The sequence below is a fragment of the Niallia yueguangensis genome, from assembly GCF_052663115.1.
In genome coordinates, this window is the sequence record NZ_JBQTCX010000019.1 from 63958 (window position 1) to 87030 (window position 23073).

17 protein-coding genes, 10 tRNA genes and 1 riboswitch are annotated in these 23073 nt (G+C 36.2%); of the genes, 8 read left to right on the top strand and 19 right to left on the bottom strand.

Translation table 11 applies throughout. The features are described 5' to 3' along the window. Positions 1 to 98: 98 nt before the first annotated feature. The 7 genes from yhbH to queG all read right to left on the bottom strand — a co-directional run bounded on the left by yhbH (position 99) and on the right by queG (position 8126). On the bottom strand, positions 99 to 1271 hold the full coding sequence (yhbH, locus tag ACTYA4_RS16375; protein ID WP_445505751.1) for a sporulation protein YhbH: 1173 nt from the start codon (positions 1269 to 1271) through the stop codon (positions 99 to 101). A gap of 237 nt (positions 1272 to 1508) precedes the next feature. Continuing rightward, positions 1509 to 3404, bottom strand: a complete 1896-nt coding sequence (gene prkA, locus ACTYA4_RS16380) for an ATP-dependent protease PrkA (protein ID WP_445505752.1) — start codon at positions 3402 to 3404, stop codon at positions 1509 to 1511. Positions 3405 to 3914: 510 nt separating this feature from the next. Continuing rightward, on the bottom strand, positions 3915 to 4160 hold the full coding sequence (locus tag ACTYA4_RS16385; RefSeq protein WP_445505753.1) for a hypothetical protein: 246 nt from the start codon (positions 4158 to 4160) through the stop codon (positions 3915 to 3917). Positions 4161 to 4191: 31 nt separating this feature from the next. Then, positions 4192 to 4941: an oxygen-insensitive NADPH nitroreductase gene (gene nfsA / locus ACTYA4_RS16390; protein ID WP_443483516.1), complete on the bottom strand. Its 750-nt coding sequence runs from the start codon at positions 4939 to 4941 to the stop codon at positions 4192 to 4194. 499 nt (positions 4942 to 5440) lie between these two features. After that, entirely contained in the window at positions 5441 to 5914 is a 474-nt protein-coding gene (gene trmL, locus ACTYA4_RS16395) for a tRNA (uridine(34)/cytosine(34)/5-carboxymethylaminomethyluridine(34)-2'-O)-methyltransferase TrmL (RefSeq protein ID WP_443483515.1), read from the bottom strand. An 80-nt stretch (positions 5915 to 5994) separates the two neighbouring features. Next, positions 5995 to 6873: an amidase domain-containing protein gene (locus ACTYA4_RS16400; RefSeq protein WP_443483514.1), complete on the bottom strand. Its 879-nt coding sequence runs from the start codon at positions 6871 to 6873 to the stop codon at positions 5995 to 5997. A 122-nt stretch (positions 6874 to 6995) separates the two neighbouring features. After that, entirely contained in the window at positions 6996 to 8126 is a 1131-nt protein-coding gene (gene queG / locus ACTYA4_RS16405) for a tRNA epoxyqueuosine(34) reductase QueG (protein ID WP_443483513.1), read from the bottom strand. Positions 8127 to 8212: 86 nt separating this feature from the next. Between queG and ACTYA4_RS16410 the strand changes: the two genes are divergently transcribed. Further along, entirely contained in the window at positions 8213 to 8878 is a 666-nt protein-coding gene (locus ACTYA4_RS16410; protein ID WP_443483512.1) for a B3/B4 domain-containing protein, read from the top strand. Between the two features lie 436 nt (positions 8879 to 9314). On the opposite strand, the gene ACTYA4_RS16415 is transcribed toward ACTYA4_RS16410, so the two are convergent. After that, positions 9315 to 9388: transfer RNA gene (locus ACTYA4_RS16415), tRNA-Gly, on the bottom strand. 417 nt (positions 9389 to 9805) lie between these two features. Continuing rightward, a riboswitch (SAM riboswitch) is annotated at positions 9806 to 9911 on the top strand. A gap of 102 nt (positions 9912 to 10013) precedes the next feature. Here ACTYA4_RS16415 and ACTYA4_RS16420 point away from each other — a divergent pair. From ACTYA4_RS16420 to ACTYA4_RS16430, 3 genes are read left to right on the top strand one after another with little or no spacing between them, the layout of a single operon-like run. Further along, the gene (locus tag ACTYA4_RS16420; RefSeq protein WP_445505754.1) at positions 10014 to 10832 is read left to right on the top strand and encodes a MetQ/NlpA family ABC transporter substrate-binding protein; all 819 of its coding nucleotides are present in this window, start codon (positions 10014 to 10016) and stop codon (positions 10830 to 10832) included. A gap of 12 nt (positions 10833 to 10844) precedes the next feature. Then, entirely contained in the window at positions 10845 to 11858 is a 1014-nt protein-coding gene (locus tag ACTYA4_RS16425) for a methionine ABC transporter ATP-binding protein (RefSeq protein ID WP_443483510.1), read from the top strand. A gap of 1 nt (position 11859) precedes the next feature. After that, positions 11860 to 12522, top strand: a complete 663-nt coding sequence (locus ACTYA4_RS16430; RefSeq protein WP_443483509.1) for a methionine ABC transporter permease — start codon at positions 11860 to 11862, stop codon at positions 12520 to 12522. 151 nt (positions 12523 to 12673) lie between these two features. Here ACTYA4_RS16430 and ACTYA4_RS16435 read toward each other — a convergent pair whose 3' ends face one another. After that, complete coding sequence (locus tag ACTYA4_RS16435; protein ID WP_443483508.1) at positions 12674 to 14155, bottom strand: MFS transporter; 1482 nt, start codon at positions 14153 to 14155, stop codon at positions 12674 to 12676. A 1010-nt stretch (positions 14156 to 15165) separates the two neighbouring features. Here ACTYA4_RS16435 and ACTYA4_RS16440 point away from each other — a divergent pair. Next, positions 15166 to 15960 (top strand): formate/nitrite transporter family protein, encoded by a 795-nt coding sequence (locus ACTYA4_RS16440; RefSeq protein ID WP_443483507.1) that lies wholly within the window; start codon positions 15166 to 15168, stop codon positions 15958 to 15960. Positions 15961 to 16199: 239 nt separating this feature from the next. Here ACTYA4_RS16440 and ACTYA4_RS16445 read toward each other — a convergent pair whose 3' ends face one another. Further along, complete coding sequence (locus ACTYA4_RS16445; protein ID WP_443483506.1) at positions 16200 to 18497, bottom strand: glycoside hydrolase family 32 protein; 2298 nt, start codon at positions 18495 to 18497, stop codon at positions 16200 to 16202. Between the two features lie 1073 nt (positions 18498 to 19570). On the opposite strand from ACTYA4_RS16445, the gene ACTYA4_RS16450 reads away from it, so the two are divergent. Genes ACTYA4_RS16450 through ACTYA4_RS16460 form a run of 3 tightly spaced genes read left to right on the top strand, consistent with a single transcriptional unit; the run spans position 19571 to position 21730 of the window. Further along, complete coding sequence (locus tag ACTYA4_RS16450) at positions 19571 to 20386, top strand: helix-turn-helix domain-containing protein (RefSeq protein WP_443483505.1); 816 nt, start codon at positions 19571 to 19573, stop codon at positions 20384 to 20386. A 20-nt stretch (positions 20387 to 20406) separates the two neighbouring features. Then, positions 20407 to 21327 carry a DMT family transporter gene (locus tag ACTYA4_RS16455; RefSeq protein WP_443483504.1) on the top strand — a complete coding sequence of 307 codons (921 nt, stop codon included), beginning with the start codon at positions 20407 to 20409 and terminating at the stop codon, positions 21325 to 21327. Then, positions 21311 to 21730: a DUF2000 domain-containing protein gene (locus ACTYA4_RS16460; protein ID WP_443483503.1), complete on the top strand. Its 420-nt coding sequence runs from the start codon at positions 21311 to 21313 to the stop codon at positions 21728 to 21730. The genes ACTYA4_RS16455 and ACTYA4_RS16460 overlap by 17 nt, the downstream gene beginning before the upstream one ends. A gap of 330 nt (positions 21731 to 22060) precedes the next feature. Here ACTYA4_RS16460 and ACTYA4_RS16465 read toward each other — a convergent pair. The 9 genes from ACTYA4_RS16465 to ACTYA4_RS16505 all read right to left on the bottom strand — a co-directional run bounded on the left by ACTYA4_RS16465 (position 22061) and on the right by ACTYA4_RS16505 (position 22918). Then, a tRNA-Leu gene (locus ACTYA4_RS16465) sits at positions 22061 to 22142 on the bottom strand. Positions 22143 to 22165: 23 nt separating this feature from the next. Beyond that, positions 22166 to 22251: transfer RNA gene (locus ACTYA4_RS16470), tRNA-Leu, on the bottom strand. A 45-nt stretch (positions 22252 to 22296) separates the two neighbouring features. Next, positions 22297 to 22370 (bottom strand) — tRNA-Cys (locus ACTYA4_RS16475). A 10-nt stretch (positions 22371 to 22380) separates the two neighbouring features. Next, positions 22381 to 22455 (bottom strand) — tRNA-Gly (locus ACTYA4_RS16480). Positions 22456 to 22459: 4 nt separating this feature from the next. Beyond that, positions 22460 to 22534 (bottom strand) — tRNA-Gln (locus tag ACTYA4_RS16485). Positions 22535 to 22575: 41 nt separating this feature from the next. Next, positions 22576 to 22651 (bottom strand) — tRNA-His (locus ACTYA4_RS16490). 12 nt (positions 22652 to 22663) lie between these two features. Further along, a tRNA-Trp gene (locus tag ACTYA4_RS16495) sits at positions 22664 to 22737 on the bottom strand. 11 nt (positions 22738 to 22748) lie between these two features. Continuing rightward, positions 22749 to 22832 (bottom strand) — tRNA-Tyr (locus ACTYA4_RS16500). Positions 22833 to 22845: 13 nt separating this feature from the next. Next, positions 22846 to 22918: transfer RNA gene (locus tag ACTYA4_RS16505), tRNA-Phe, on the bottom strand. Between the last annotated feature and the right edge of the window lie 155 nt (positions 22919 to 23073).

A 23073-nucleotide genomic window follows, 5' to 3' on the forward strand; every position in this document is an offset into this window, starting at 1 on the left:
CCAATAAATTATCTTTAAAACAATTAAAATATTAAGAAAAATCCCTCTCGAGACGAGAAGGGATTTTCACTATATCAATCCTTATTTTAATTTTTCGTTTACATTGCTATATAACTCTCTTCATCCTGCTTAAAGAAAGATCGCAAACAATTAAACACATCCCCCTTACTCCGCAGCACATAACTCTTAAACTTCTCATTCTTAATATTCTTATACGCACTTTGGAGAGATGATGAACGGTTGTACTGGTTGACTTCACCATAACCGAACATGTTGGACACTTTCATCAGTTCTTCGACAAGCTTTACACATCTTGCATTATCTGATGTTAAATTGTCTCCGTCAGAAAAATGGAATGGATAAATATTAAAGCGTCCAGGATCATATTTATCTTCAATTAATTCAAGCGCTTTTCGATATACGGATGAACAAATAGTTCCACCGCTTTCGCCTTTTGAAAAAAAGTCTTCCTCTGAGACTACTTTTGCTTCTGTATGATGGGCGATAAATTCGATTTCGACTGTTTCATATTTTGTTCTTAAAAATCGAGTCATCCAGAAAAAGAAGCTTCTTGCCATATATTTTTCCCACAGACCCATCGATCCGCTTGTGTCCATCATCGCAAGCACCACCGCTTTTGAATCCGGTTTCACTACTTCATTCCATGTTTTAAACTTTAGGTCTTCCGGATAAATTGGATAAAAACCAGCTTTTCCAGTCATTGCATTCCTTTTAAAAGCAGACATCATCGTTCTTTTTTTATCAATATTGCCCATTAATCCTGTTTTGCGAATATCATTAAATTCAATATTCTCAACAACAATTTGATCTTGTTCTTTTCTTTTTAAATTCGGAAGCTCTAGCTGCTTAAATAACGCTTCTTCCAATTCCATCATAGAAACTTCTGCTTCAAAATAGTCTTCACCTGGCTGATCTCCTGCACCTTGACCTTTTCCTGGTCCTTTTTGTACTCCGGCTCCATCTCGGGCCACTACATCGCCAACTTTACTATCACCGTTTCCTTGCCCTACATGCTTGTTCTTATCATAGTTATAACGGATTTTATACTCATCTAATGAACGAATCGGAATTTTTACAACTTCTCTTCCATTTGACATCACAATATTTTCTTCTGTTATTAAATCCGGCAGGTTATTACGAATAGCCTCCTGTACTTTTTCTTGGTGACGTTGTTGGTCATCATGACCTTTACGATGGAGGGACCAATCTTCCTGGGAAATAACAAATTGATGATTATTTTGCTTCGTCAATACTTACCCCTCCTTTAAAAATTTTTCAATTTTTTTGCACCTATTATTCGTTTCCTGCATACACTAATTCGGGTAACATCCATCCAAAAAGAATGGTGATTACTCTATCATATGCTATATAGAAAAATAATTTACTAATTATTGCGATAATTATTTTTTCTTTTTGAAAAAGACAAGTTTCTTATTGATACAAAGAGGGAACCGACTTTCTTAGCCCGTTCCCCCTTTGTTGACTACTTATCGATTTAATAGACTTCCGACATAACGTAATAATTCATTGGCAGATGTTGAATTGTAGCCATGTTCATCAATGAGACGAGCAACTACTTCATTCACTTTTTTCAACTGCTGTTCATCTGGTGTTTTCGTTGACGTTGTAATTTTTACGACATCTTTTAAATCCGCAAATAATTTCTTCTGAATAGCTTCACGAAGACGATCGTGGGAATTATAATCAAATCTTTTGCCTTTTCGTGCATAGGCAGAAATACGAATTAATATTTCTTCCCGGAATGATTTTTTAGCATTTTCAGAAATGCCAATTTGTTCTTCAATGGAACGCATCAACTTTTCATCTGGATTAATCTCTTCCCCTGTTAATGGATCACGGAGTTTATTTTTATTGCAATAAGCCTCCACATTATCTAAATAATTATCCATTAATGTTTTTGCACTTTCTTCATAAGAGTAGACAAACGCTTTTTGAACCTCTTTTTTCGCAATTTCATCATATTCTTTTCGAGCAAGGGAAATGCAGTTTAAATATTTTTCTTTCAGCTCATTCGTAATGGATGAATGCTGATCTAATCCATCTTTTAACGAACGAAGAACATCCAGTGCGTTAATGCTTGTGATATCTTTGCGGATAATCGTGGAAGAGATGCGGTTAATCACATAACGTGGATCAATGCCACTCATTCCTTCATCTGCGTATTCATTTTGCAGTTCTTTTACATCAGCTGAACTGAATCCTTCTACACTTTCTCCATCATAAAGGCGCATTTTCTTCACTAAATCAATATCACCTTTTTTCGGTTCTTTTAAGCGTGTTAGAATCGTGAAGATGGCTGCTACTTTTAATGTGTGTGGTGCAATGTGTACATCGGAAACATCACTTTCAAAAATCATTTTTTCATAAATTCTTTCTTCTTCTGTCACTTTTAAATTGTAAGGAACAGGCATCACGATAATCCGCGAATGCAATGCTTCATTCTTTTTATTGGAAATGAATGAACGGTACTCTGTTTCATTCGTATGAGCAACAATTAATTCATCAGCAGAAATTAGAGCAAATCTACCTGCTTTGAAATTTCCTTCTTGTGTTAAAGATAATAAATGCCAAAGGAATTTTTCATCACATTTTAACATCTCCTGGAACTCCATCATCCCTCTATTTGCTTTATTTAACTCTCCGTCAAATCGATAGGCGCGTGGATCTGACTCAGAACCATATTCCGCAATTGTTGAGAAATCAATGCTTCCAGTTAAATCAGCAATATCTTGAGATTTCGGATCAGATGGACTGAATGTTCCAATCCCCGTCCGTTTATCTTCAGAGAAAAATATTCTTTCCACCAATACATCTTCAATTCTGCCATTATATTCTTCTTGTAATCTCATTAAGTTAAGCGGTGATAAGTTCCCCTCAATTCGAATACCATATTCATCGTAAAAATCTTTACGTAGATTATGTGGAATCATATGAAGTGGATCTTCATGCATCGGGCAGCCTTTTATCGCATAAACTGCTCCTCTTTCTGTATAAGTGTATGCTTCTAATCCTCTTTTCAGCATCGTCACAAGTGTTGATTTACCACCGCTGACTGGACCCATAAGAAGCAAGATACGTTTTCTAACATCTAGACGTTTTGCAGCAGGATGAAAATATTCTTCTACTAATCTTTCTAACGGTTCTTCAAGTCCAAATAGTTGATCAGAGAAAAATTTATATATTTTTTTTCCGCCAACTTCATCAATACCAGCATCATTAATCATGTTGTATACTCGTGAATGCGCAGATTGGGCAACCCAAGGCTTTTCTTTCAAAATTTCTAAATATTCACCAAATGTCCCTTCCCATTTAAGCAACTCTTCCTCTTGTCTATACATCTCGATTTTTTTTAATATATTCATATGGACCTCCCCTGTCACATTATCAGAGACGATTAATATAATGTATGCGCTACTGTGTACGAACATGCTGAAAAGAAAGAATAGTTTTTTTTACAGGATTGTCTATAAAGAAAAAATCCTTTCTAATAAAAAGCATCACTCCTTACCAATACATTGGTAGTTTTTAAGAAGATGGATAAGCCTTTGTTTTAACTTATGCTGCTGCTTTCTATATTATTAGACTAATTTTTGATTTTTTTCTAATTTCATATAAACAGGAAGTTTAGAATGGCCATATGAATATTATTGCTTTGGGCAAAAAGAAAGCCTAATTTTGTCCAAAGGAGCCAGTTTCAAGGACAAACTCAAGGGAAAATCCCAGTTTTGTCCTTGAGAAGTGGTCTCAAAGACAAAATTCAAAGAGAAAACTCATTTTTGTCCAATAGAACCAGTCTCAAAGACAAAATCCAAAGGGAAAACTCATTTTTGTCCAATAGAACCAGTCTCAAAGACAAAATCCAAAGGGAAAACTCATTTTTGTCCAATAGAACCAGTCTCAAAGACAAAATTCAAGAAGAAATCCCAGTTTTGTCCAATAGAGCCAGTCTCAAAGACAAAATTCAAGAAGAAATCCCAGTTTTGTCCAATAGAACCAGTCTCAAAGACAAAATTCAAGAAGAAATCCCAGTTTTGTCCAATAGAACCAGTCTCAAAGACAAAATTCAAGAAAAAATCCCTTTTCTGGCCAATAGAACTGATCTCAAAAGTAAAAAACAAGAAAAAAGCAGGTATCTCCTGCTTTTACCACTTAACGCAAATTCATTTTTTTGCTTTTCACAAATTCCTTCATATATAAACGGGACTTTCCTTCAAGCATTGCTGCCATTTGTGATGTCCATGTGTCTTGACGGACATTATTCGTTCTTTCTTTATAATAAGCAGAAATAACTTCATTATATTCCTGTAGTTCTTTTTTGTATGTTTCCATATCTTGCTTGTATTCATTTTCATAATAAACATGTTGAAACGGAATTCTTGGTTTCTTTTCCGTATGCTGGTCTGGATAGCCAACAACAAGACCAAATAATGGGATTACTCGATCAGGTGTTTTTAACAGTTCACACACTTCTGTTAATTTATTGCGCAGTCCGCCTATGTAACAAATTCCAAGTCCCATTGATTCTGCAGCAATGCTGGCATTTTGGGCAGCAAGCGCTGCATCAATTATACTAACCATAAATTTCTCTGTGCTTTCCAGAGAGACGAAAACATCTTTTCCTTCCATTTCTGCTGCAACTTCATGACGATATAAATCCGCACAAAACACAAATAAATGCCCATTATCTTCTACATACGTTTGATTTCCAGCTAATTGAGCAAGGTTTTTCTTTTTCTCCTTATCTGTCACACCGATAATGCTATACGCTTGAATAAGATTTGATGTTGATGCACTTTGCGCAGCTTCCACTATCGTTTGTATTTGCTCGTTTGTTAACGGCTTGTCTTGAAATTTTCGGACAGAGCGGTGGTCTAAAATCGTTTCGATAACATGATTCATGACATTCACTTCCCTTTTTTATAGAAATAATTAGTATCGTAGTCAATCGTATAACAGCCTATCCATATTATAATAAAATAAGCAGAATAGTTTTAATAATTTGCTCCTCTTTATCGATGAAAATTATAAAGCAACATTTCCCCCATAAAAAATGGAGCATAAACCATTTCGATTTATACTCCCATGATCGCTTTCTTCGTTGTTCAGATGACTCATTACCAACACATTCATCACTTAGCTACGTGCAAATGGTATCTTTATGTTTCAAATGTACTTTTCTTTTGGCTGTTTTCGTATAGAATGTTGCATTTAAACACGCAGCCTGAATACACTTCGCTTTCCGTGGGCGAGCGTCGAGCCTCCTCGTCGCATACGCTCCTGTGGGGTCTCGTCTTTCTCGCATTCCCACAGGAGTCTACGTGTATTCAGTCTGCTGAGTACTTCTTCTCACATTTTTTACGTAAAAAACAACAAACTTTGAGAAAAAGCTTTTCTTTTATTAAGACAAATCCCTATAATCTTGCTGTCTTAATGCTTCATACACAAGAATCGCTGCAGTATTGGATAGATTTAAGGAGCGAACATTATCATTCATTGGAATACGCAGTGTCCGGTCTTTATTCGCCTCGATTATATCCTTTGGTAGCCCCGTTGTTTCTCTGCCAAAAATAAAATAATAATCCTTTTCTTTATCGCTGTAGTCAAAAGTAGAATGTGGTTTTGAACCGAATTTAGTTAAATAAAAAAATTCTCCCCCTTCATTCTGTTCAAAAAAGATATCAATCGAATCATAATAATGAATATCTACGAATTCCCAGTAGTCAAGACCGGCACGTTTTAACATTTTATCATCAGTTGAAAATCCTAATGGGCGGATTAAATGAAGAATAGTATCTGTTGCTGCACATGTTCGTGCAATATTTCCTGTATTTGATGGAATTTGTGGTTGATATAATACAATATGTACTGCCAAAACTTTCGTCACCTCTATATAAATGCTTTTCAGTGACTATTATACACTTTGTTTACGAAAAACAATAATGTAATCATGTCTTATCCATCGATAATTGTAAAAAATTTATACTGAATATTAGGTGTATACGCAGTAGAATCTTCATACGCCCAATACCTATTTCTGCTATTATAAGTGTGGGCATTAACTAGTGGTTCCCCGTTATCGTCTTTTCCTGTTACAATAGTCGTATGGTTATACTTTCCATCCCCTTCAAAATCATAACAAATGACATCTCCTAACAATAGATCAGTCGCTTTCGCAACTTGCCTTGCTCTTAGTCCCTTTTTTGAAGTGGCTAAATATTTTGGAAATGCATTTGCCACAGCCCAGCTGTAGCTCCAGCTATTATGCTGCATCCACCAGCCAGTATTTCGGTTTGGATATCCACGCATTGGTGCACCACCGGCATGCACACATTGAGATATATAATTCGTGCAATCCACTTCAAATCTTTTATAAGCTGGGTTATAGCTGTTCCACCATTTTTCTGCATACTGAACCGCTTTCAAGCGATTATACGTATAACCTCTTTCCGTTTCTTCATCATTTAACGATTCCTCTGTTTGATTTAAAAAAAGGTGCTCTTCTGTTTGATAAGAAACGGGGATTTCCTTATCTTCAATTAACACTCCTTTATAGAAGCTCGCTTTTCTTTTCTCTATTTCTTCTTCTATATAAAAAAAATCATGTTGTTTAATAATATATTGTACATGCGTTCTATAATACACTTCTTCTGTTTCTTGTACATTTTCAACAGATGTTATCTTACCTGTTGCTTTCACCTTTACGATTTCTGCCTGTCTTTTTTGAAATAACTTCTTTTTTCTTTCCATTTTATGTTCTAAACTAGCACTTCTTTTAAAAGAAACATATTGCTGCATTCTTTTCTCCAGAAATTCAAGCAACTGTTGTTTCATCTCCTCCACTCCTTTTTCCCGCCGTCATTCCCATGTTACACACACTCTCTTATTATAGATATGTAAGATTCCTATTTTTTTGCACAAAAAAAGAAGGATTGCTCCTCCTTGTCAAAAAGTATTTATGATAGCCTTTCTAAAGCATCTGCTATTTCTTTCTGAACCTCTTCATCTGCCTCTTTTGTTATGCTGTTCGTTAATGCCTCTTTTGCTTTTTCCCCACCGATTTTTCCTAATGCCCATGCTGCTGTTCCTCTGATAACAGGTCTTGGATCTTTATTCATCACGATAATAATGTCGTTAACGGCACTTTCTTCTTTAAAATGAGCCAGTGCAATCAGCGCATTTCGTTGTATCGGTTTTTTCCCGCGCCAGGATCCAGAAATATGTCCATATTTTTCTTTAAATTCCTTGTTGCTGATTTGCAATAAAGGGAGGAGCAGCGGTTTCGCAATCTCTGGGTCAGGCTCCATTTCTTCGTGCAAATGAAAATCTATGCCTTTATTTTTCGGACAAACCGTTTGGCATGTATCACAGCCATACAAACGATTGCCGATTTTTTCTCTAAATTCTTCTGGAAGAAAGCCTTTTGTTTGCGTTAAAAATGCTACACAACGCTGTGCATTTAATTGTCCACCTTGAATCAAAGCACCAGTTGGACAAACATCCACACATTTATTGCATGTTCCGCATTGGTCCTCCATCGGCGTATCAGGCGCTAGAGGAAGATTAGTAATCATTTCACCTAAATAGACATAAGAACCAAATTCAGGTGTAATAATCGCACAGTTTTTTCCAGACCAACCAATCCCAGCTCTTTGGGCAACTGCCCGGTCTACTAGTTCTCCTGTATCGACCATTGATTTGCACCGTGCTTCCGGAACTCTTTCCATAATATACTGTTCTAATTTTTGCAATCTGTCTCTTAACACTACATGATAATCAGTTCCCCATGATGCTCGACAAAAAACTCCTCTTCTTTCCCCTTTTTTACTTGCCACTCTTTCCTTCATTTTCGAAGGATATGCTAACGCGATTGAAATAATAGATTTTGGCTTTTCCAAGAGCAGGGTGGGATTAACACGTTTTTCAATATCTTTTTCTTCAAAACCAGATTGATAATTTAGTTCTTGCTGCTGAAATAATCTTATTTTCATTTCCTCGAAAGTACTTGCATTCGTAAACCCAATCTTATCAATTCCAATTGTTTTGCTGAATTGAATAATATCTTGTTTTAATTGATCGTAGTTCATGAAATCCCTCCTTTTTCATTGGATTTAAAAATTAAATAAGCTAAAATATAGTAAACTCTCATCATCTTTTATTGGAGGTATCTATCTTGCATCTTACTATCGCAAACGAACTTAAAAACACCATTCCCAACTTTAAAATCGGACTAATCTTTTATAATAATATAGAAGTAATTCCTTCCCCACAGATGATTAAAGGCCGCATACAGCTTTTTCAAGAATCAATTTACTTTGATTTAGAAAATGCCAATGTAAATGACATTCCTTCTATTAAAGAATGGCGGCAAATTTTTAAAACAACAGGAAAAGACCCAAACAGATACCGCCATTCAGCTGAAGCATTATTTAGACGCATCAAAAAACAAAATTACTTGCAGCCAATCAACAGCAGTATTGATCTTAATAATTTCTTTTCTCTTCAATTTGGGGTGCCAATCGGTATTTATGATTGTGCCAATCTTTCTGGCAATCTAAACATTCGCATCGGGAAAACGGATGAACAATACATCGGCTTAAATGGAAGAACCAATTCAATAGAACATTTAATCATCAGTGAAGATGAACAAGGTCCCTTTGGAAGTCCGTTTGTCGACTCTGACCGAGCTCCCGTTACGCTAGAAACAAAAAATGCCGTACAAATTGTTTATTTACAACCTTCCACCACAATCGAAACCGCCAATAAAATGGTCGAATCGTTAACGAATATGTTCGTACAAATTCATGGTGGGAAAAGCGAATTTTATATTGTTGACTAATTGTTTTACTTTAAAAATTTTCAACTAATGTGAATGTTAAAAGGCAGTTATCCCCAAAACTTAAGGAGGGATAACTGTTCGTTAATATAACATAAAAATTTACATAGCAGAAGTGAAGGTGAATCACATACATAACTTTCCATTATTTATAAGGCTCTTTTCGTATAGATTGTTGTTTTAATCCGCAGCCTGAATACACTTCGCTTTCCGCGGGCGAGTGCCGAGCCTCCTCGTCGCTATGCTCCTATGGGGTCTCGTCTTTCTCGCTTTTCCCGCAGGAGTCTACGTGTATTCAGGCTGCTCTGTGCTTCAAACATGTTTATTATTTTATTCAAAAACAACAAACTTTTAGAAAACAGCCTTTTATAAACAATAAAAAACGCAATGCTTCGTTCTTTGGTTGAAACGAAACACTGCGTTGATAGCAATTTATGTATGGAGCGGGTGATGGGAATCGAACCCACGACATCAGCTTGGAAGGCTGAGGTTTTACCATTAAACTACACCCGCATATTTAACTTTTGTTAATAATTTTTTAACGTTTTTTTAACACGTTATTTATTATATATCCGTTGTTTTAAAAAAGCAACTACTTTTCGACATTTTTTTATTTTTTGTTGCATTTTTTTTACTTACTTTTCAAAAACCCCAACTCCCTTCCTATATTATTCCTTTTTTATAGAAACTATTTGTTTTTACCTGTAACTCTTCCCTTACTACCCTATGAGTTAACTTTTTACGATAGCTGCTTTACTCTTTATCGAAATATCACTTAATTGCAGCATCAACATATGCTCTAATAAAGCCGCTTAAATACTGTCAGGTAAATATTTCCCAACGATTATCCTAGTAAAAAAGGATTGACTTTTTATTATAGGCAATATATATTTTAACTAATCGTTTGACCTTAAACTTTATACAGAATGATTCTTATCCAGAGCGGCGGAGGGACAGGCCCTATGAAACCCGGCAACCAAATGATTAATTCAGGTGCTAAATCCTACAAAACAAATAGGTTTTGTGAAGATAAGAGAAGATACTAAATAAGTACCACTTCTCTTACTGGAGAAGTGGTTTTTGTATAGGTTTAACAAAACTAGCTTTTAATTTTTCAGAAATGAAGGGGGAAATAAAAATGAAAAAATCATTTGCATTATTAGCAGCACTATTATCATTAGTGTTAGTTTTAGCAGCATGCGGAAATGATAAAGAAAAATCTGAAGCACTTAGCACTAAAAAACTAGTAATTGGAGTTACAGGCGGTCCACATGAACAAGTAATGGAAAAAGTTGCAGAAATCGCTAAAAAAGATGGACTGGAAATTGAAATCAAAGTATTCAACGATTACAACACACCTAATACAGCATTAGCAGACGGTGATCTTGACATCAACAGCTATCAAACAAAACCATTTTTAGATGCACAAAAAGCCGATAAAGGTTATAAGATTAGTGAAGCATTTAAAACAGTAACTTTCCCAATGGGTATTTATTCTAAGTCTGTTAAAAGCTTAGATGAAATAAAAAAAGGCGACAAAATTGCTGTTCCAAATGATCCAAGCAACGAGTACCGTGCACTTAAGCTTTTTGAAGCAGCTGGTTTAATTAAGTTAAAAGAAGGAACTAGTGAAAAAGCGACTAAAAGAGATGTCGCTGAAAATAAATTAAACTTAGAAATTCTTGAATTAGATTCTGCACAGCTTCCATCACAATTAGGAGAAGTTGCAGCAGCTGCAATCAACACAAACTTTGCTATGGGAGCAGGTTTAACGATTAAAAAAGATGCGCTTTTCCATGAAGAAGCGGAAAACAATCCATATTCTAATTATTTAGTAGTTCGTGATGAAAATAAAAATGACGAAGTAGTAGCAAAATTAAAAGAGTATTACCAAAATGATGAAGTGAAACAATTTATTGCAGAAACATTTAATGGATCGGTTGTTCCAAGCTGGTAAGGAGGTTCTAACATGATAAGTCTACAGCATGTGTCAAAAACATTTAATGTTGGAAAGAAAAAAGTGGAAGCGTTGAAAGACGTTTCCCTTACAATCCAAAAGGGTGAAATTGTTGGCGTTATTGGTTACAGTGGTGCTGGGAAAAGTACGTTAATTCGCTGCGTCAATTTATTAGAAAGACCAACGAGTGGAAAGGTTCTTATTAATGATGTAGATATCACCTCTCTTAATACAAAAGAGTTGCAAAAAGTCCGCCGAAAAATCGGGATGATTTTCCAAGGATACAATCTGTTAAAAACGGCGACTGTTTATGAAAATATTACGATTCCTCTTAAGCTTGAAGGTGTACCAAAAGAAGAAATAAAAAAGCGTGCAGATAAATATTTAAGCATTGTCGGTTTAAGCGATAAGCATCATGTTTATCCAGGTCAATTGTCTGGCGGTCAAAAACAAAGAGTTGCCATTGCAAGAGCTCTTGCACATGAACCGGAAATATTGTTAAGTGATGAAGCGACAAGTGCACTTGATCCTAACACAACAGAATCCATTCTTGATTTATTGCTTCAAGTAAATAAAGAACTTGGAATCACTATCTTTTTAATCACCCATGAATTAGATGTCATTCAACGCATATGCGATCGTGTAGCTGTCATGCAAAACGGAGAAATTGTCGAAGAAGGAAAAGTGCTTGATATTTTCTCCAATCCAAAACATTTACGCACAAAACAGTTTGTATATGGAGAAGCCGGCATTAAGGTTCCAGATCATTTTGTTAACACTTTGCCAAAAAGCGGAAAAACAGTCTCTTTAACCTTTATCGGCGAATCTTCCAAAGATCCATTTTTAGCTTTACTAGTAAAGCAATTTGATGTATTGCCAAGCATCATTGCAGGTGGAATTGATCAATTAAAAGACCAATCCGTTGGTAAATTAGTTGTTCATATCGATGGAGAAGAATCGGAAGTAGAAAAATCGATTAACTTCCTTATCGGGAAAAATATATTAGTAGAAGAGGTGAATCAATAATATGGCTACATTTTGGCAAGATTGGGGAGAAGTAATTCAAGAAGCGTTTATTCAAACCGTGCAAATGACAAGCATCTCCCTTTTGATATCTATTATTATTGGTTTGCCTTTAGGTGTTCTACTTGTATTGACTCGAAAAGGCGGCCAAGCAGAAAATATTGTTTTTTACACGATTATGAATACGATCATCAATGTTATTCGTTCTATTCCTTTTATTATCTTACTGTTTTTTATCCTTCCTTTTACAAAGCTTGTTGCAGGGACAACGATTGGTGTAGAAGGTGTTATCGTGCCTCTAGTTGTATATACTGCACCATATATTGCAAGATTAATGGAATCTTCCATCCTTGGAGTAGACCGTGGTGTTATTGAAGCATACCAATCGATGGGAATTTCCACTTTTAAAATTATTTGGAGTGTATTAATTAGAGAAGCGCGCTCTTCCATTGTACTTGGTCTTACCATTGCAACAATTGGCTTAATTGGCGCAACAGCGATGGCTGGGTTAGTTGGTGCAGGCGGATTAGGAGACGTTGCCTACCAATACGGACATTTACGATTTGAACCTACAGTTATGTACACAACTATTCTTATTCTTGTCATTATCGTTCAAAGCATTCAGTCATTTGGAAATGTATTAGCACGTAAATTAAAGAAGGATTAAAAAAGGATGCCACGTGGCATCCTTTTTTAATCCTTCTTAATTGGCAAGCGCCTAGCCCTTGTGAAAAATAACCCTTTGCCTCTAAAAATAAAAAGAACTTTTTGAGTCAAATGAACATTTTTCTTCAGGGCTGAACAAGGCGCTTTGCTTATTAGTTAGAAAAAATATTCTTTTGTTCTTTTAGGCCATAAATCACGATCAGCAAAATGACTACTCCAAGAAGTGCTACATAACCGTCAACCGCAGCTGCTACTCCTATTAATTGAGATAAAAATCCCAATCCAACTACTGGAATACTAACCCCTAAATAAGTAAACACAAAAAACGTAGATATGATATTGCCTTTGATATGATTTGGTGATGCCTCATTTAATAAAGCAAGGCTGCCAGCATATGCAGGACCATTGCCCGCTCCTATTAAAATGGCTGACAAAAGCAATAACACCAATGATTTAGTACTTAATGTTACCACTAATAAAATAAGGCCAAGAGACATTAAAATATATCCAATACTAATCATTGTTTTTAACGATAACTGTTTTACGAGTATTTGATTAACTGCTGCTGCAATAAGACCTAATGCTACAACAATTCCTGAAATCGTTAAACTGCTCACATTCGTAAAACTTGCTAAATTAGATGGAATAATCGACATAAACATACTGATGATAGACCATGCTAAAAATGAAGTTCCTGTTGCTAATAGAAATGGCTTCATAATCGATTTTGGAACATAAGGCTTTTTCAATTGAACAGGACGCAATCCTGGACGGACATTTTCATTTAAAAAGAATAATCCTGCAAAACATGGAAGAATAAATAGTAAATGTACATAATAGGACAATCTAATTGGAAATGGTGCATAATCTCCTAAAACACCAGAAACAATCGGTCCAATTGCATTACCAAGTGTTACAGCAAGGGCACAGATTAAAGCTGTTTTCTTTTTATTTCTCTTTTCATCCAACTCGGTAAGTGCTGCAACAGCAACACCATTTAAAACCCCTACAGACAATCCTTGAAATAATCTTCCTACAAGCAGCATTTCTACTCCATTTGCCATCGTAAAGCAGGCAGTGCCAATAATAGCAAAGAATACCCCTGGAATAATTACTTTCTTCCTTCCGATCTGATCTGATAATTGTCCGGCAATCATAATCGCTGGAATAACAGTAAATGCATAAAAAGCAAATACTAAAGTTATCATTCCAGAAGATAAACCCCATTCTTGACGATACAGTGTATAAAGGGACGCTGGTATATTCGTTCCAAAAAGCGTTAGGAACAAACAGCATGCTACTAGCCAATAGGATACCTTTTTACTTAATGTTTTCTGGTCCCTAAGCACTTGAATCGCATCCGCTTTATGAATTAGCTTTTGTTGAAAAGCAGATCGCTGTGCTGTATCTACCTCCATCACTTCCATTAATTCCTGAAGGCCGATTACAAGATTTTGCACTTGCTCTTCCTCTGCACAGCTTGCAATCCGAATTCTTGAAATTTCTTCTTTTTTATATTTTTTGGTTGTAATTTGTTCTATATTTACTTTGTGTGTTACGAATAAATTGGATATATTCGCCAACACTCCCGGCTGATCTTTCACCAGCATCGAGATACGATATTCTGACATCATGAAGCGTTCCACTCCCTTCATAATAAGAAACTAATATGAGTTTTCGCTAAGGCGATGTGATCGAATCCAATCCATACTTTATACTGATAAAAAACGAAATGAAAAATCAGCTTATTTCATCATTAAATTTTAAGTAAACGTATCTCCGTTTCCTTTTCTACAGAAAAGCGAATAATCCTTCTTCTATTGTAAAATTGAATAAATATAAAGTCTATACATTTGTAAGAAAATCTAACAATAAAGTTCACTTTTTTTACCTGCAACTTAAAACCCTAATAAATCAAGGGTCTATATGAAAAATCCGATAAAAAACCTTACTTAAAAAAATTTAATTATCAGAAAATTAATGCATGAAATTATGCATATTTTCTTACAATTCCATATTACGGCTGTTAATGTAAATAAAGACTGTTTTCTCAAAGTTTGTTGTTTTTTACGTAAGAAAATGGGAGAAGAAGTACTCAGCAGACGGAATACACTCCTGTGGGAATGCGAGAAAGACGAGACCCCACAGGAGCGTATGCGACTAGGAGGCTCGACGCTCGCCCACGGAAAGCCAAGTGTATTCAGGCTGCGAATTTAAAAGCAACAATCTATATGAAAACAGCCTAAATAAAAAGGAATATTACATTATATAAACATTTATGTGTTTTTGTTCTATTTAATAATATGTGTTCAAAAAGGAGGACAAAAAGAGCCGAGAAGTTCAAGGAAGTGTACCTTTGAGCACCGTAGCATATACAATTAATACGTGAAGAGCGGAAAAGCAAACTGACACAGAAATTTAATGGCTATTTTTCCCGGACTTTTTGAGCAACCTCTTTTAGACATAATTTCGCCATAATTACACCCTGTTTTTCCACTGTAACATAGCTAATTTTAGACAAATTTTGTACACTAAATAAAGGTATTATTTATTTCATTTCTTACTGGTTGCAGTCTTAAGAGAAACATCTACAATTGCATGCGAACTGGTAGTGATAGCCAGCTTATTTCAGGAGGGTACTGATTTGGAAGTAAAATATTTAACAGAAGTAGAAGCACTAGCACAAAAGAAACTGAAGATCTTTAAACAAAGCCGCCTACGATCTATTTTACGCTCTATGGTTGCCAGTATGTTTATTGGCTTCGGCGTAATTGTAGCATTTAAAACGGGAAATTTCTTTTTTATGGAAGATTCTCCATTAGCCTACCCGATGGCGGCTCTTGTTTTTGGTGCTGCTATTATTCTTATAGCCTATGGCGGTGGTGATTTATTTACAGGCAACACTTTTTACTTTACATACGCTGCTTTACGAAGAAAAATAAGTTGGACAGAAGTATTCCAGGTTTGGGGGACAAGCTATGTTGGCAACATACTCGGTGCTGTTTGTTTTGCTATTTTAATCTATTTAACAGGATTATTCAACTCTTCTGATGTGAATGGATTTTTATTATATGTAGCTGAACATAAAGTACATGCACCCATATCAGAACTATTTTTTCGGGCAATTCTTTGTAATTGGCTTGTTTGTTTAGCATTCTTCATTCCAATGACGTTAAAAGGAGACGGTCCAAAATTATTTGCAATGGTGCTGTTTGTTTTTTGCTTTTTTATCTCAGGATATGAACACAGCATCGCCAATATGTGTACATTTGCGATTGCATTAGTGCTTGACCAAAATCCAGCGATTAACTTTGTAAGCGTCATACGAAATATTATTCCCGTTACGATTGGAAATTTAATTGGCGGCGTATTCTTTATGGGCGTGATGTATTATTTCATTAACAAACCTTTTATGGATATGGAAGAAGAGGAAAAATAAAGAGGAAAGAGGAGAATCCCAAAAACTAGGTTCTCCTCTTTTTGAATATTATTGTAAACTTTGAACTGGAACATTCACATCATCAAGATTAATATGTCCCCAACTGCCACTTCCGTTGTCTACAACTTTTATATAACATTCTGTTCCAATATAAGCAGATGCATCCCAATACTTTCTAGTATAAGTTTCTGTATTTGCACCTGTTTCTTTAAAAAGTTCCTGCCCATCTGAAGCTCTTACTAAAGATACATAGAATTTATCGATATAGCAATCAAGAAATCAATTTTTCCATCATTACCTAATATAAAGTTTTGGGATTTAAGGGTTCCTGTCTGATCATCTCCCCCTTCTTTATAGCCCCAAAGATGAAACTGATTGTTTTGATTAAATGGTCCACCCCAATAAGTAGTGTCTGAAGCTACATCTCCGCTGCTGAAAGCGTCTCCACTAACAACTGTCCAACCATTTAAGTTACCGCTTTCAAAATCATGATTCGTCAATTCTAGGGTAGCGTTTTGCCGTGTGTTCTGGAATGTCGCCGTTGCATCCCAAACATTTAATCCGAATTTTCCTGATTGGAAGGAAGAATCATTTTTATCGATTACGAGACGATCATCTAAGTAAACCTTAAAGTTATTGCCTACTGCCACTACCTTTAAATGATATTTTTTATTTACATCTAATGTTGTTGGGTACTCCGCTAATACAGTTGCTGCGCCATTTTCAAATTTTAAAAATTTAACGACATCGTTTTTTACATCCACATTGGCAAGATAGCTATTTTTCGCATCATCACTTGAACGGAAAACAAGCGCTCCTGCCCCCTTCCCATTGCCATCTTTCACTGTTATATCTGATTCATATATAAAGTTTGTACCTGTATTATTAGCTATTATAAACGAATCTCCATCGGAACGACCTTGTTTTCCTTCTATTGTATCTGCCCATAGACCATTAACCGTTGTCCAGCCAGATAAATTAGATTGAAATGGCGTCGATCCCCAAACTGTATTTAATTTGTGTACAGTAAGCGACTTGATTTTAGCACTGCCATTTACAGCATAAACTTCAAGATCTTTGCTGGATAGGTTTGGAAGGATGACATCTGTTAACACTTTTTGACCGTCATTTCCAAACACTTCAACAGAAGAACGATCAACAAAGATTCGCAGCTTTATTTTTCCATTAACCGGCTGCATTGGTGCACTATGTTTGCCAGTAAAATTCGGATTAAAGCTGACATTACCAGAATTAGTCCGGTCAATCGAAAGCTGAGCTGTATTTTTATCATAAGCTATTTTCGTGTATTGGCTGCCACCCTTGCGGACATTAAAGCCAAACTCTGTTGCAGTTGAACCGCTTACATCAAATTCTGCATTAATTTCCACTGCATCCCCTGTAACACCTGTTAATAAATTGCTGCTGGTAGGAGTTATCGTTTTATTTGTCCACGTGTTTACGGCTCCCCGAATCGAATTTAATTCTGTAACTGGGGATTGTACCAACCTAATTCCTTCTGGAAGTGTCTTTAACGCCAACGTTCTCGGAATAGTCATCGCACTTCTCCAAGGGCTTGTTGGTACGTCATTCGCATATTGCCAATTGCTCATCCAGCCCAACCAAATTCTGCGCCCATCAGAAGCTGGAATATCAGACCAGGTAACAGCTGCATAAAAGTCTTTTCCATAATCCGTCCAAAGAACTTTACTTGGTTCATTATCATTTACAAAGGTTGTACCATCAAAGCTTCCTACAAAATATTGTGCACCGGACCCTCCAGAAACAGCTCCATTTCCTATGCTAACCTGCATCACCCATTTCTTTTGACCGGAATTTCCATCAACAGGAAGCTGGAATAAATCTGGGCATTCCCACACGCCGCCATGACTTCCTTGCCCTTGACCAAAGTCACTTGCAAATGTCCATTGTTTTAAGTTAGGGGAAGTATAAATTTTGATTCTGTCACCCGCAGCAAGCAGCATTACCCATTTGTTTGTATCTTCATGCCAAAAAACTTTTGGATCACGGAAATCACTTATCCCTGGATTGGGAATAACCGGATTGCCTGAGTACTTTGTCCAAGTTCTTCCTTTATCGTTGCTGTAAGCAATACTCTGTACTTGAGTACCATTTTTATCTTGTGTATACATCGCAACTAATGGCTTCTCCGTGCCAGTTTGAAAACCAGTTGTATTATTCCAGTCCACTACTGCACTTCCAGAAAAAATCGTTCCATGCTCATCAGGCGCAAGCGCCACCGGAAGATGCTCCCAATGGACTAAATCCGTACTAACTGCATGCCCCCAATACATAGGACCCCATTGCAAGCCATATGGGTGGTATTGATAAAACAAATGATATTCCCCTGCATAGTACACCATCCCGTTCGGATCATTCATCCAGTTAGCTTCTGGTGTGTAGTGGTATTGAGGACGATGTTCTTCTTTATAATAATCAACATCAGCTGCATTTGCAGAAATCATTGGCAGAAGTAATAAAAGAAACGTCACACTTATAGAGACAAGTTTCTTTCTCATTGTCTTCCCTCTCTTTTTTATTTATTTTGTAATACTTCATCTTATCTTAAGGCTGTTTCGTATAGATTGTTGCTTTTAAACTCGAAGCCTGAATACACTTCGTCCGTTTAGCGAGCGTCGAGCCTCCTCGTCGCATACGCTCCTGTGGGGTCTCGTCTTTCTCGCATTCCCACAGGAGTCTACGTGTATTCAGTCTGCTGGGTACATCTTTCCCCACTTTTTATGTGAAAAACAACAAACTTTGAGAAAACAGCCTATCTTAAATACGTGTTCAAAAAGGAGGATAATTAAGTACAGAGAAGGTTGAGATGAAGAAGTCACGAAGCCCAAAAAGAGGTAGGTTGCTATGTGTGGGCTGAAGTGACGATGCAAAGAAGAAATTAGCAAGCTTGTGTTCCTAACTTTTTGAACAAATTCATTAAATAATCAAGCTTCTATTCAGACTACAACTAAATAAAGATAAAAAGATACTGCTTAAACAGATAAATTCTAAGTCGTGGCTAAGGATGCGCTTTTAAGGAAAAGTTTTCATTGAATTTATTTTCCCTCTTGATTCCTTTTTTTATTAAAAAGAATAAAATTAACCTCCTTACTTTGCCACAACTAACAGCTCTATTTCTTCTACAAAATAGTTAATTATGACAATTATTATCATAATCTTACAAGATACACCTTTAGTTTATAATAATCAATTTGAAAACGCTATCATACTTTTATACTAATATTTAAAGCGTTTTCATAAATTTGAAGTATTGATACAATTAAGGTGCTTTTTTAGGGACAAAAACAGTTAAGAATATGCAAAAAACTCCATAATTAGTTTTGGAGTTTTACATTATCTAACTTATACTTTTCTCTTCTTCTTTTTCAATTTAATCAACAGCAAGTTGTTTAATGGCCTCCTCTTTTATCACATCATAAAGATTTTTCATTCCTTGAATAATTTACAATAAGGATTGGCATGACAGTATTTATAATTTCCCGCCCATTTTTTTAATTAGTCAATATCATACAATAGACATTAAACAAAATGTGCTACACTACATTCAGAATATCAAAAGGAGGTTGTTCACTTGAAACAAGAAGAAAGAACGGTTTGCTTTGATCATGATTTACAAATTGAAGCATACCGCTTTCATGGAATCATGCAAAAATTTCCGAACCACTTCCATGAATACTATGTAATTGGGTTTATAGAGGATGGACAGAGACGATTATCATGCAAAAACAAAGAGTATGTGATAGCTACAGGTGATTTAATATTTTTTAATCCTTTTGATAATCATGCTTGTGAACAGATTGACAACGAAACATTAGACTATCGCTGCTTAAATATCAAACCTGAAATTATGCGTAAAGTGACAAAGGAGATTACCGGAAAAGACTATCTTCCCTATTTTACTGCTCCTGTATTCTACCGTAAGGAACATGTTCATTTGCTGCATGATCTTCACCAGATGCTTATGAACGAATCACCAGACTTTAAGAAGGAAGAAACATTTTATTTCTTGATGAAACAACTGATTGAAGAATATGCTGAGCCTGCTGAGGAAACAGAACGTGGAGATATCGAACAAAAAGTTGAAAATGTCTGCCAGTACATAGAAGCCCATTATATGGAGCCTATTGCTTTAGATGATTTAGCAAGACTTTCTAATATGAATAAATACTCTTTATTGCGTTCATTTACTCGTGTTCGAGGGATTACACCATATCGTTACTTACAAACAGTTCGAATCAATAAAGCTAAAAAGCTACTGGAACAGGGATTGAAGCCATTAGATGCGGCCCTGCAGACCGGTTTTGGAGATCAAAGTCATTTTAGCCATTTCTTTATGGAATTTATCGGACTGACACCAGGACAATACCGGGATATTTTTATTAATTAACTGCAAGAAAGGACAGAAAAATGGAAAGCAAACATACTAATGGCCATTTATCAGCACTTATTACCATTTTAATTTGGGGTACAACCTTTATTTCTACCAAAATTTTATTAAATCATTTTTCTCCAATTGAAATCCTATTTCTTCGTTTTGTAATAGGTGCCATTGCTTTAATGGCAGTATACCCGTACAGGCTGAAAGTAACCGATAAAAAACATGAACTTACTTTTATATTTGCTGGTTTATGTGGTGTTACTTTATATTACCTTTTAGAAAATATTGCCCTAACCTATACATTTGCATCCAATGTAGGGGTAATATGTTCCGTTGTACCATTTTTTACGGCCATCCTAAACTATCTATTTATAAAAGATGAACCGTTACGGATTAATTTTTTCTTAGGATTTGTTATTGCAATGACCGGCATTTTCCTTATTAACTTTAGTGGATCTTCGAATTTTCAACTAAACCCATTGGGTGATTTATTAGCAGTAGCAGCTACTCTAGTTTGGGCAATTTATTCTGTATTGACGAGAAAAATTAGCAGTTACGGATATCATACGATTCAAACGACAAGAAGGGTGTTTTTTTACGGAATTTTATTTATGATTCCTGCCGTCTTTCTGTCTGACTTCCAGTTAAAACTGGAGAAATTTGTCAGCCCAGTTTCCATATTCAATCTTTTATTCTTAGGACTTGGGGCTTCTGCTCTTTGCTTTGTTACATGGAACTTCGCCATTAAAGCATTAGGGACAATTAAAACCAGCATTTATATTTACATGGTCCCTGTTATAACGGTAATTACATCTACCATCGTCTTACACGAACAAATGACATGGCTGTCTGTATTAGGGACAATTCTTACATTAGCTGGACTTGGTATTTCAGAAAGCAAAATCAAGTTAAGAAAAAAAGGAGCATTAGCAAATGGATTTACAAAATAAAAAATGCGTGATGGTAATTGATTCTGAATTGCCAATCGGCTTGATTGCCAATACATCTGCTGTACTGGCATTAACGGTTGGGAAGAAAATAGAGGGACTTATTGGACCAGCCGTAGTTGACGGGGAAGGACAGCTTCATGAAGGGATTACAAACACACCCATTCCTATACTAAAGGGTTCAGGAAGTCTAATTAAATTATTAAGAGATAAAGTTGCTGCTGAATTTCCTGATCTTCTGCTTGTCGATTTTTCTAACGTGGCTCAAATATCAAAACATTACGATGACTATACCGCGAAAATCGCTTCATCCACTATAAATGACTTGCGGTATCTTGGCATTGCTCTATATGGAGAAAAAAAGAGCATTAATAAACTAACTGGAAGTCTTCCACTTTTGCGTTAAAAAGAAGCAGGCGGATTGATGATAAAACTTTTCCGAACTGGTTAATAAGTCTAGCGACCTTTTATAATGGTTGCTAGACTAGTTTATAGTGTTATAACTCAGAAGTATTAAAAACATATTTATAAGTGTCTATCTAATAAATAATATATTAAATAGTTTTATCTTTTAACTTCTTCTATCGCTTTTAAAGACCTTTAAAAGAATTAGATTTTGCTCATAGTATCTGAAAATCTTCGTACAATTTTTCCACGCTTTACACTAAAAGACAAAAAAGCCAACACTCTGATTGCTCAAAGCATTGACTTTACTAGGTTTCTCTTTAATTTAATATACCGGTGGTCGGGGTCGAACCGACACTCCAGAAGGAACACGATTTTGAGTCGTGCGCGTCTGCCAATTCCGCCACACCGGCGAGCTGCTTATAATTATAAATAATGCCGAGGACCGGAATCGAACCGGTACGGTAGTCACCTACCGCAGGATTTTAAGTCCTGTGCGTCTGCCAGTTCCGCCACCCCGGCGTAATAATATATAAACTATCTTATAAGCAATTTCAATTTAAATTATGGAGGCGGCAACCGGATTCGAACCGGTGGTAAAGGTTTTGCAGACCTCTGCCTTACCACTTGGCTATGCCGCCATGATGCTCTTGGAGCGGAAGACGGGATTCGAACCCGCGACCCCCACCTTGGCAAGGTGGTGTTCTACCACTGAACTACTTCCGCGAAATGGCTGGGCTAGCTGGATTCGAACCAACGAGTGACGGAGTCAAAGTCCGTTGCCTTACCGCTTGGCTATAGCCCAATAGTAATATATTCATAAATTAAAATAATGTGATAATTAAATGGGGCGAATAATGGGAATCGAACCCACGAGTGTCGGAGCCACAATCCGATGCGTTAACCACTTCGCCATATCCGCCATAATTAATATTGGCAGGGGTAGTAGGAATCGAACCCACACCGGAGGTTTTGGAGACCTCTGTTCTACCTTTAAACTATACCCCTATATTTATAAATGGTGGAGGGGGACGGATTCGAACCGCCGAACCCTAAGGAGCGGATTTACAGTCCGCCGCGTTTAGCCACTTCGCTACCCCTCCATTTTTAGAAAGGTGGCTCAGGACGGAATCGAACCGCCGACACAAGGATTTTCAGTCCTTTGCTCTACCAACTGAGCTACTGAGCCATAATTTACGGTTTTCGCTAAGCATCGAATTTCTTCGTCAGCTCTTTCACTCACATCCTCACGTATTTATATACGCTCCGGTGCTCACTCAATCGCTTCCTTGAACTTCTCGCTTTTCGAAATCCTATTATTTAAAATAAATTTTTTAATCAAAT

Bases quoted from the DNA above. Each gene is read 5' to 3' on its own strand.
- nfsA (WP_443483516.1), bottom strand. From the start codon at position 4,941: ATGAATCATGTTATCGAAACGATTTTAGACCACCGCTCTGTCCGAAAA.
- prkA (WP_445505752.1), bottom strand. From the start codon at position 3,404: ATGAATATATTAAAAAAAATCGAGATGTATAGACAAGAGGAAGAGTTG.
- ACTYA4_RS16435 (WP_443483508.1), bottom strand. From the start codon at position 14,155: ATGATGTCAGAATATCGTATCTCGATGCTGGTGAAAGATCAGCCGGGA.
- ACTYA4_RS16455 (WP_443483504.1), top strand. From the start codon at position 20,407: ATGGAAAGCAAACATACTAATGGCCATTTATCAGCACTTATTACCATT.
- ACTYA4_RS16460 (WP_443483503.1), top strand. From the start codon at position 21,311: ATGGATTTACAAAATAAAAAATGCGTGATGGTAATTGATTCTGAATTG.
- ACTYA4_RS16425 (WP_443483510.1), top strand. From the start codon at position 10,845: ATGATAAGTCTACAGCATGTGTCAAAAACATTTAATGTTGGAAAGAAA.
- ACTYA4_RS16420 (WP_445505754.1), top strand. From the start codon at position 10,014: ATGAAAAAATCATTTGCATTATTAGCAGCACTATTATCATTAGTGTTA.
- ACTYA4_RS16445 (WP_443483506.1), bottom strand. From the start codon at position 18,497: ATGAGAAAGAAACTTGTCTCTATAAGTGTGACGTTTCTTTTATTACTT.
- ACTYA4_RS16400 (WP_443483514.1), bottom strand. From the start codon at position 6,873: ATGAAACAACAGTTGCTTGAATTTCTGGAGAAAAGAATGCAGCAATAT.
- queG (WP_443483513.1), bottom strand. From the start codon at position 8,126: ATGAACTACGATCAATTAAAACAAGATATTATTCAATTCAGCAAAACA.
- ACTYA4_RS16430 (WP_443483509.1), top strand. From the start codon at position 11,860: ATGGCTACATTTTGGCAAGATTGGGGAGAAGTAATTCAAGAAGCGTTT.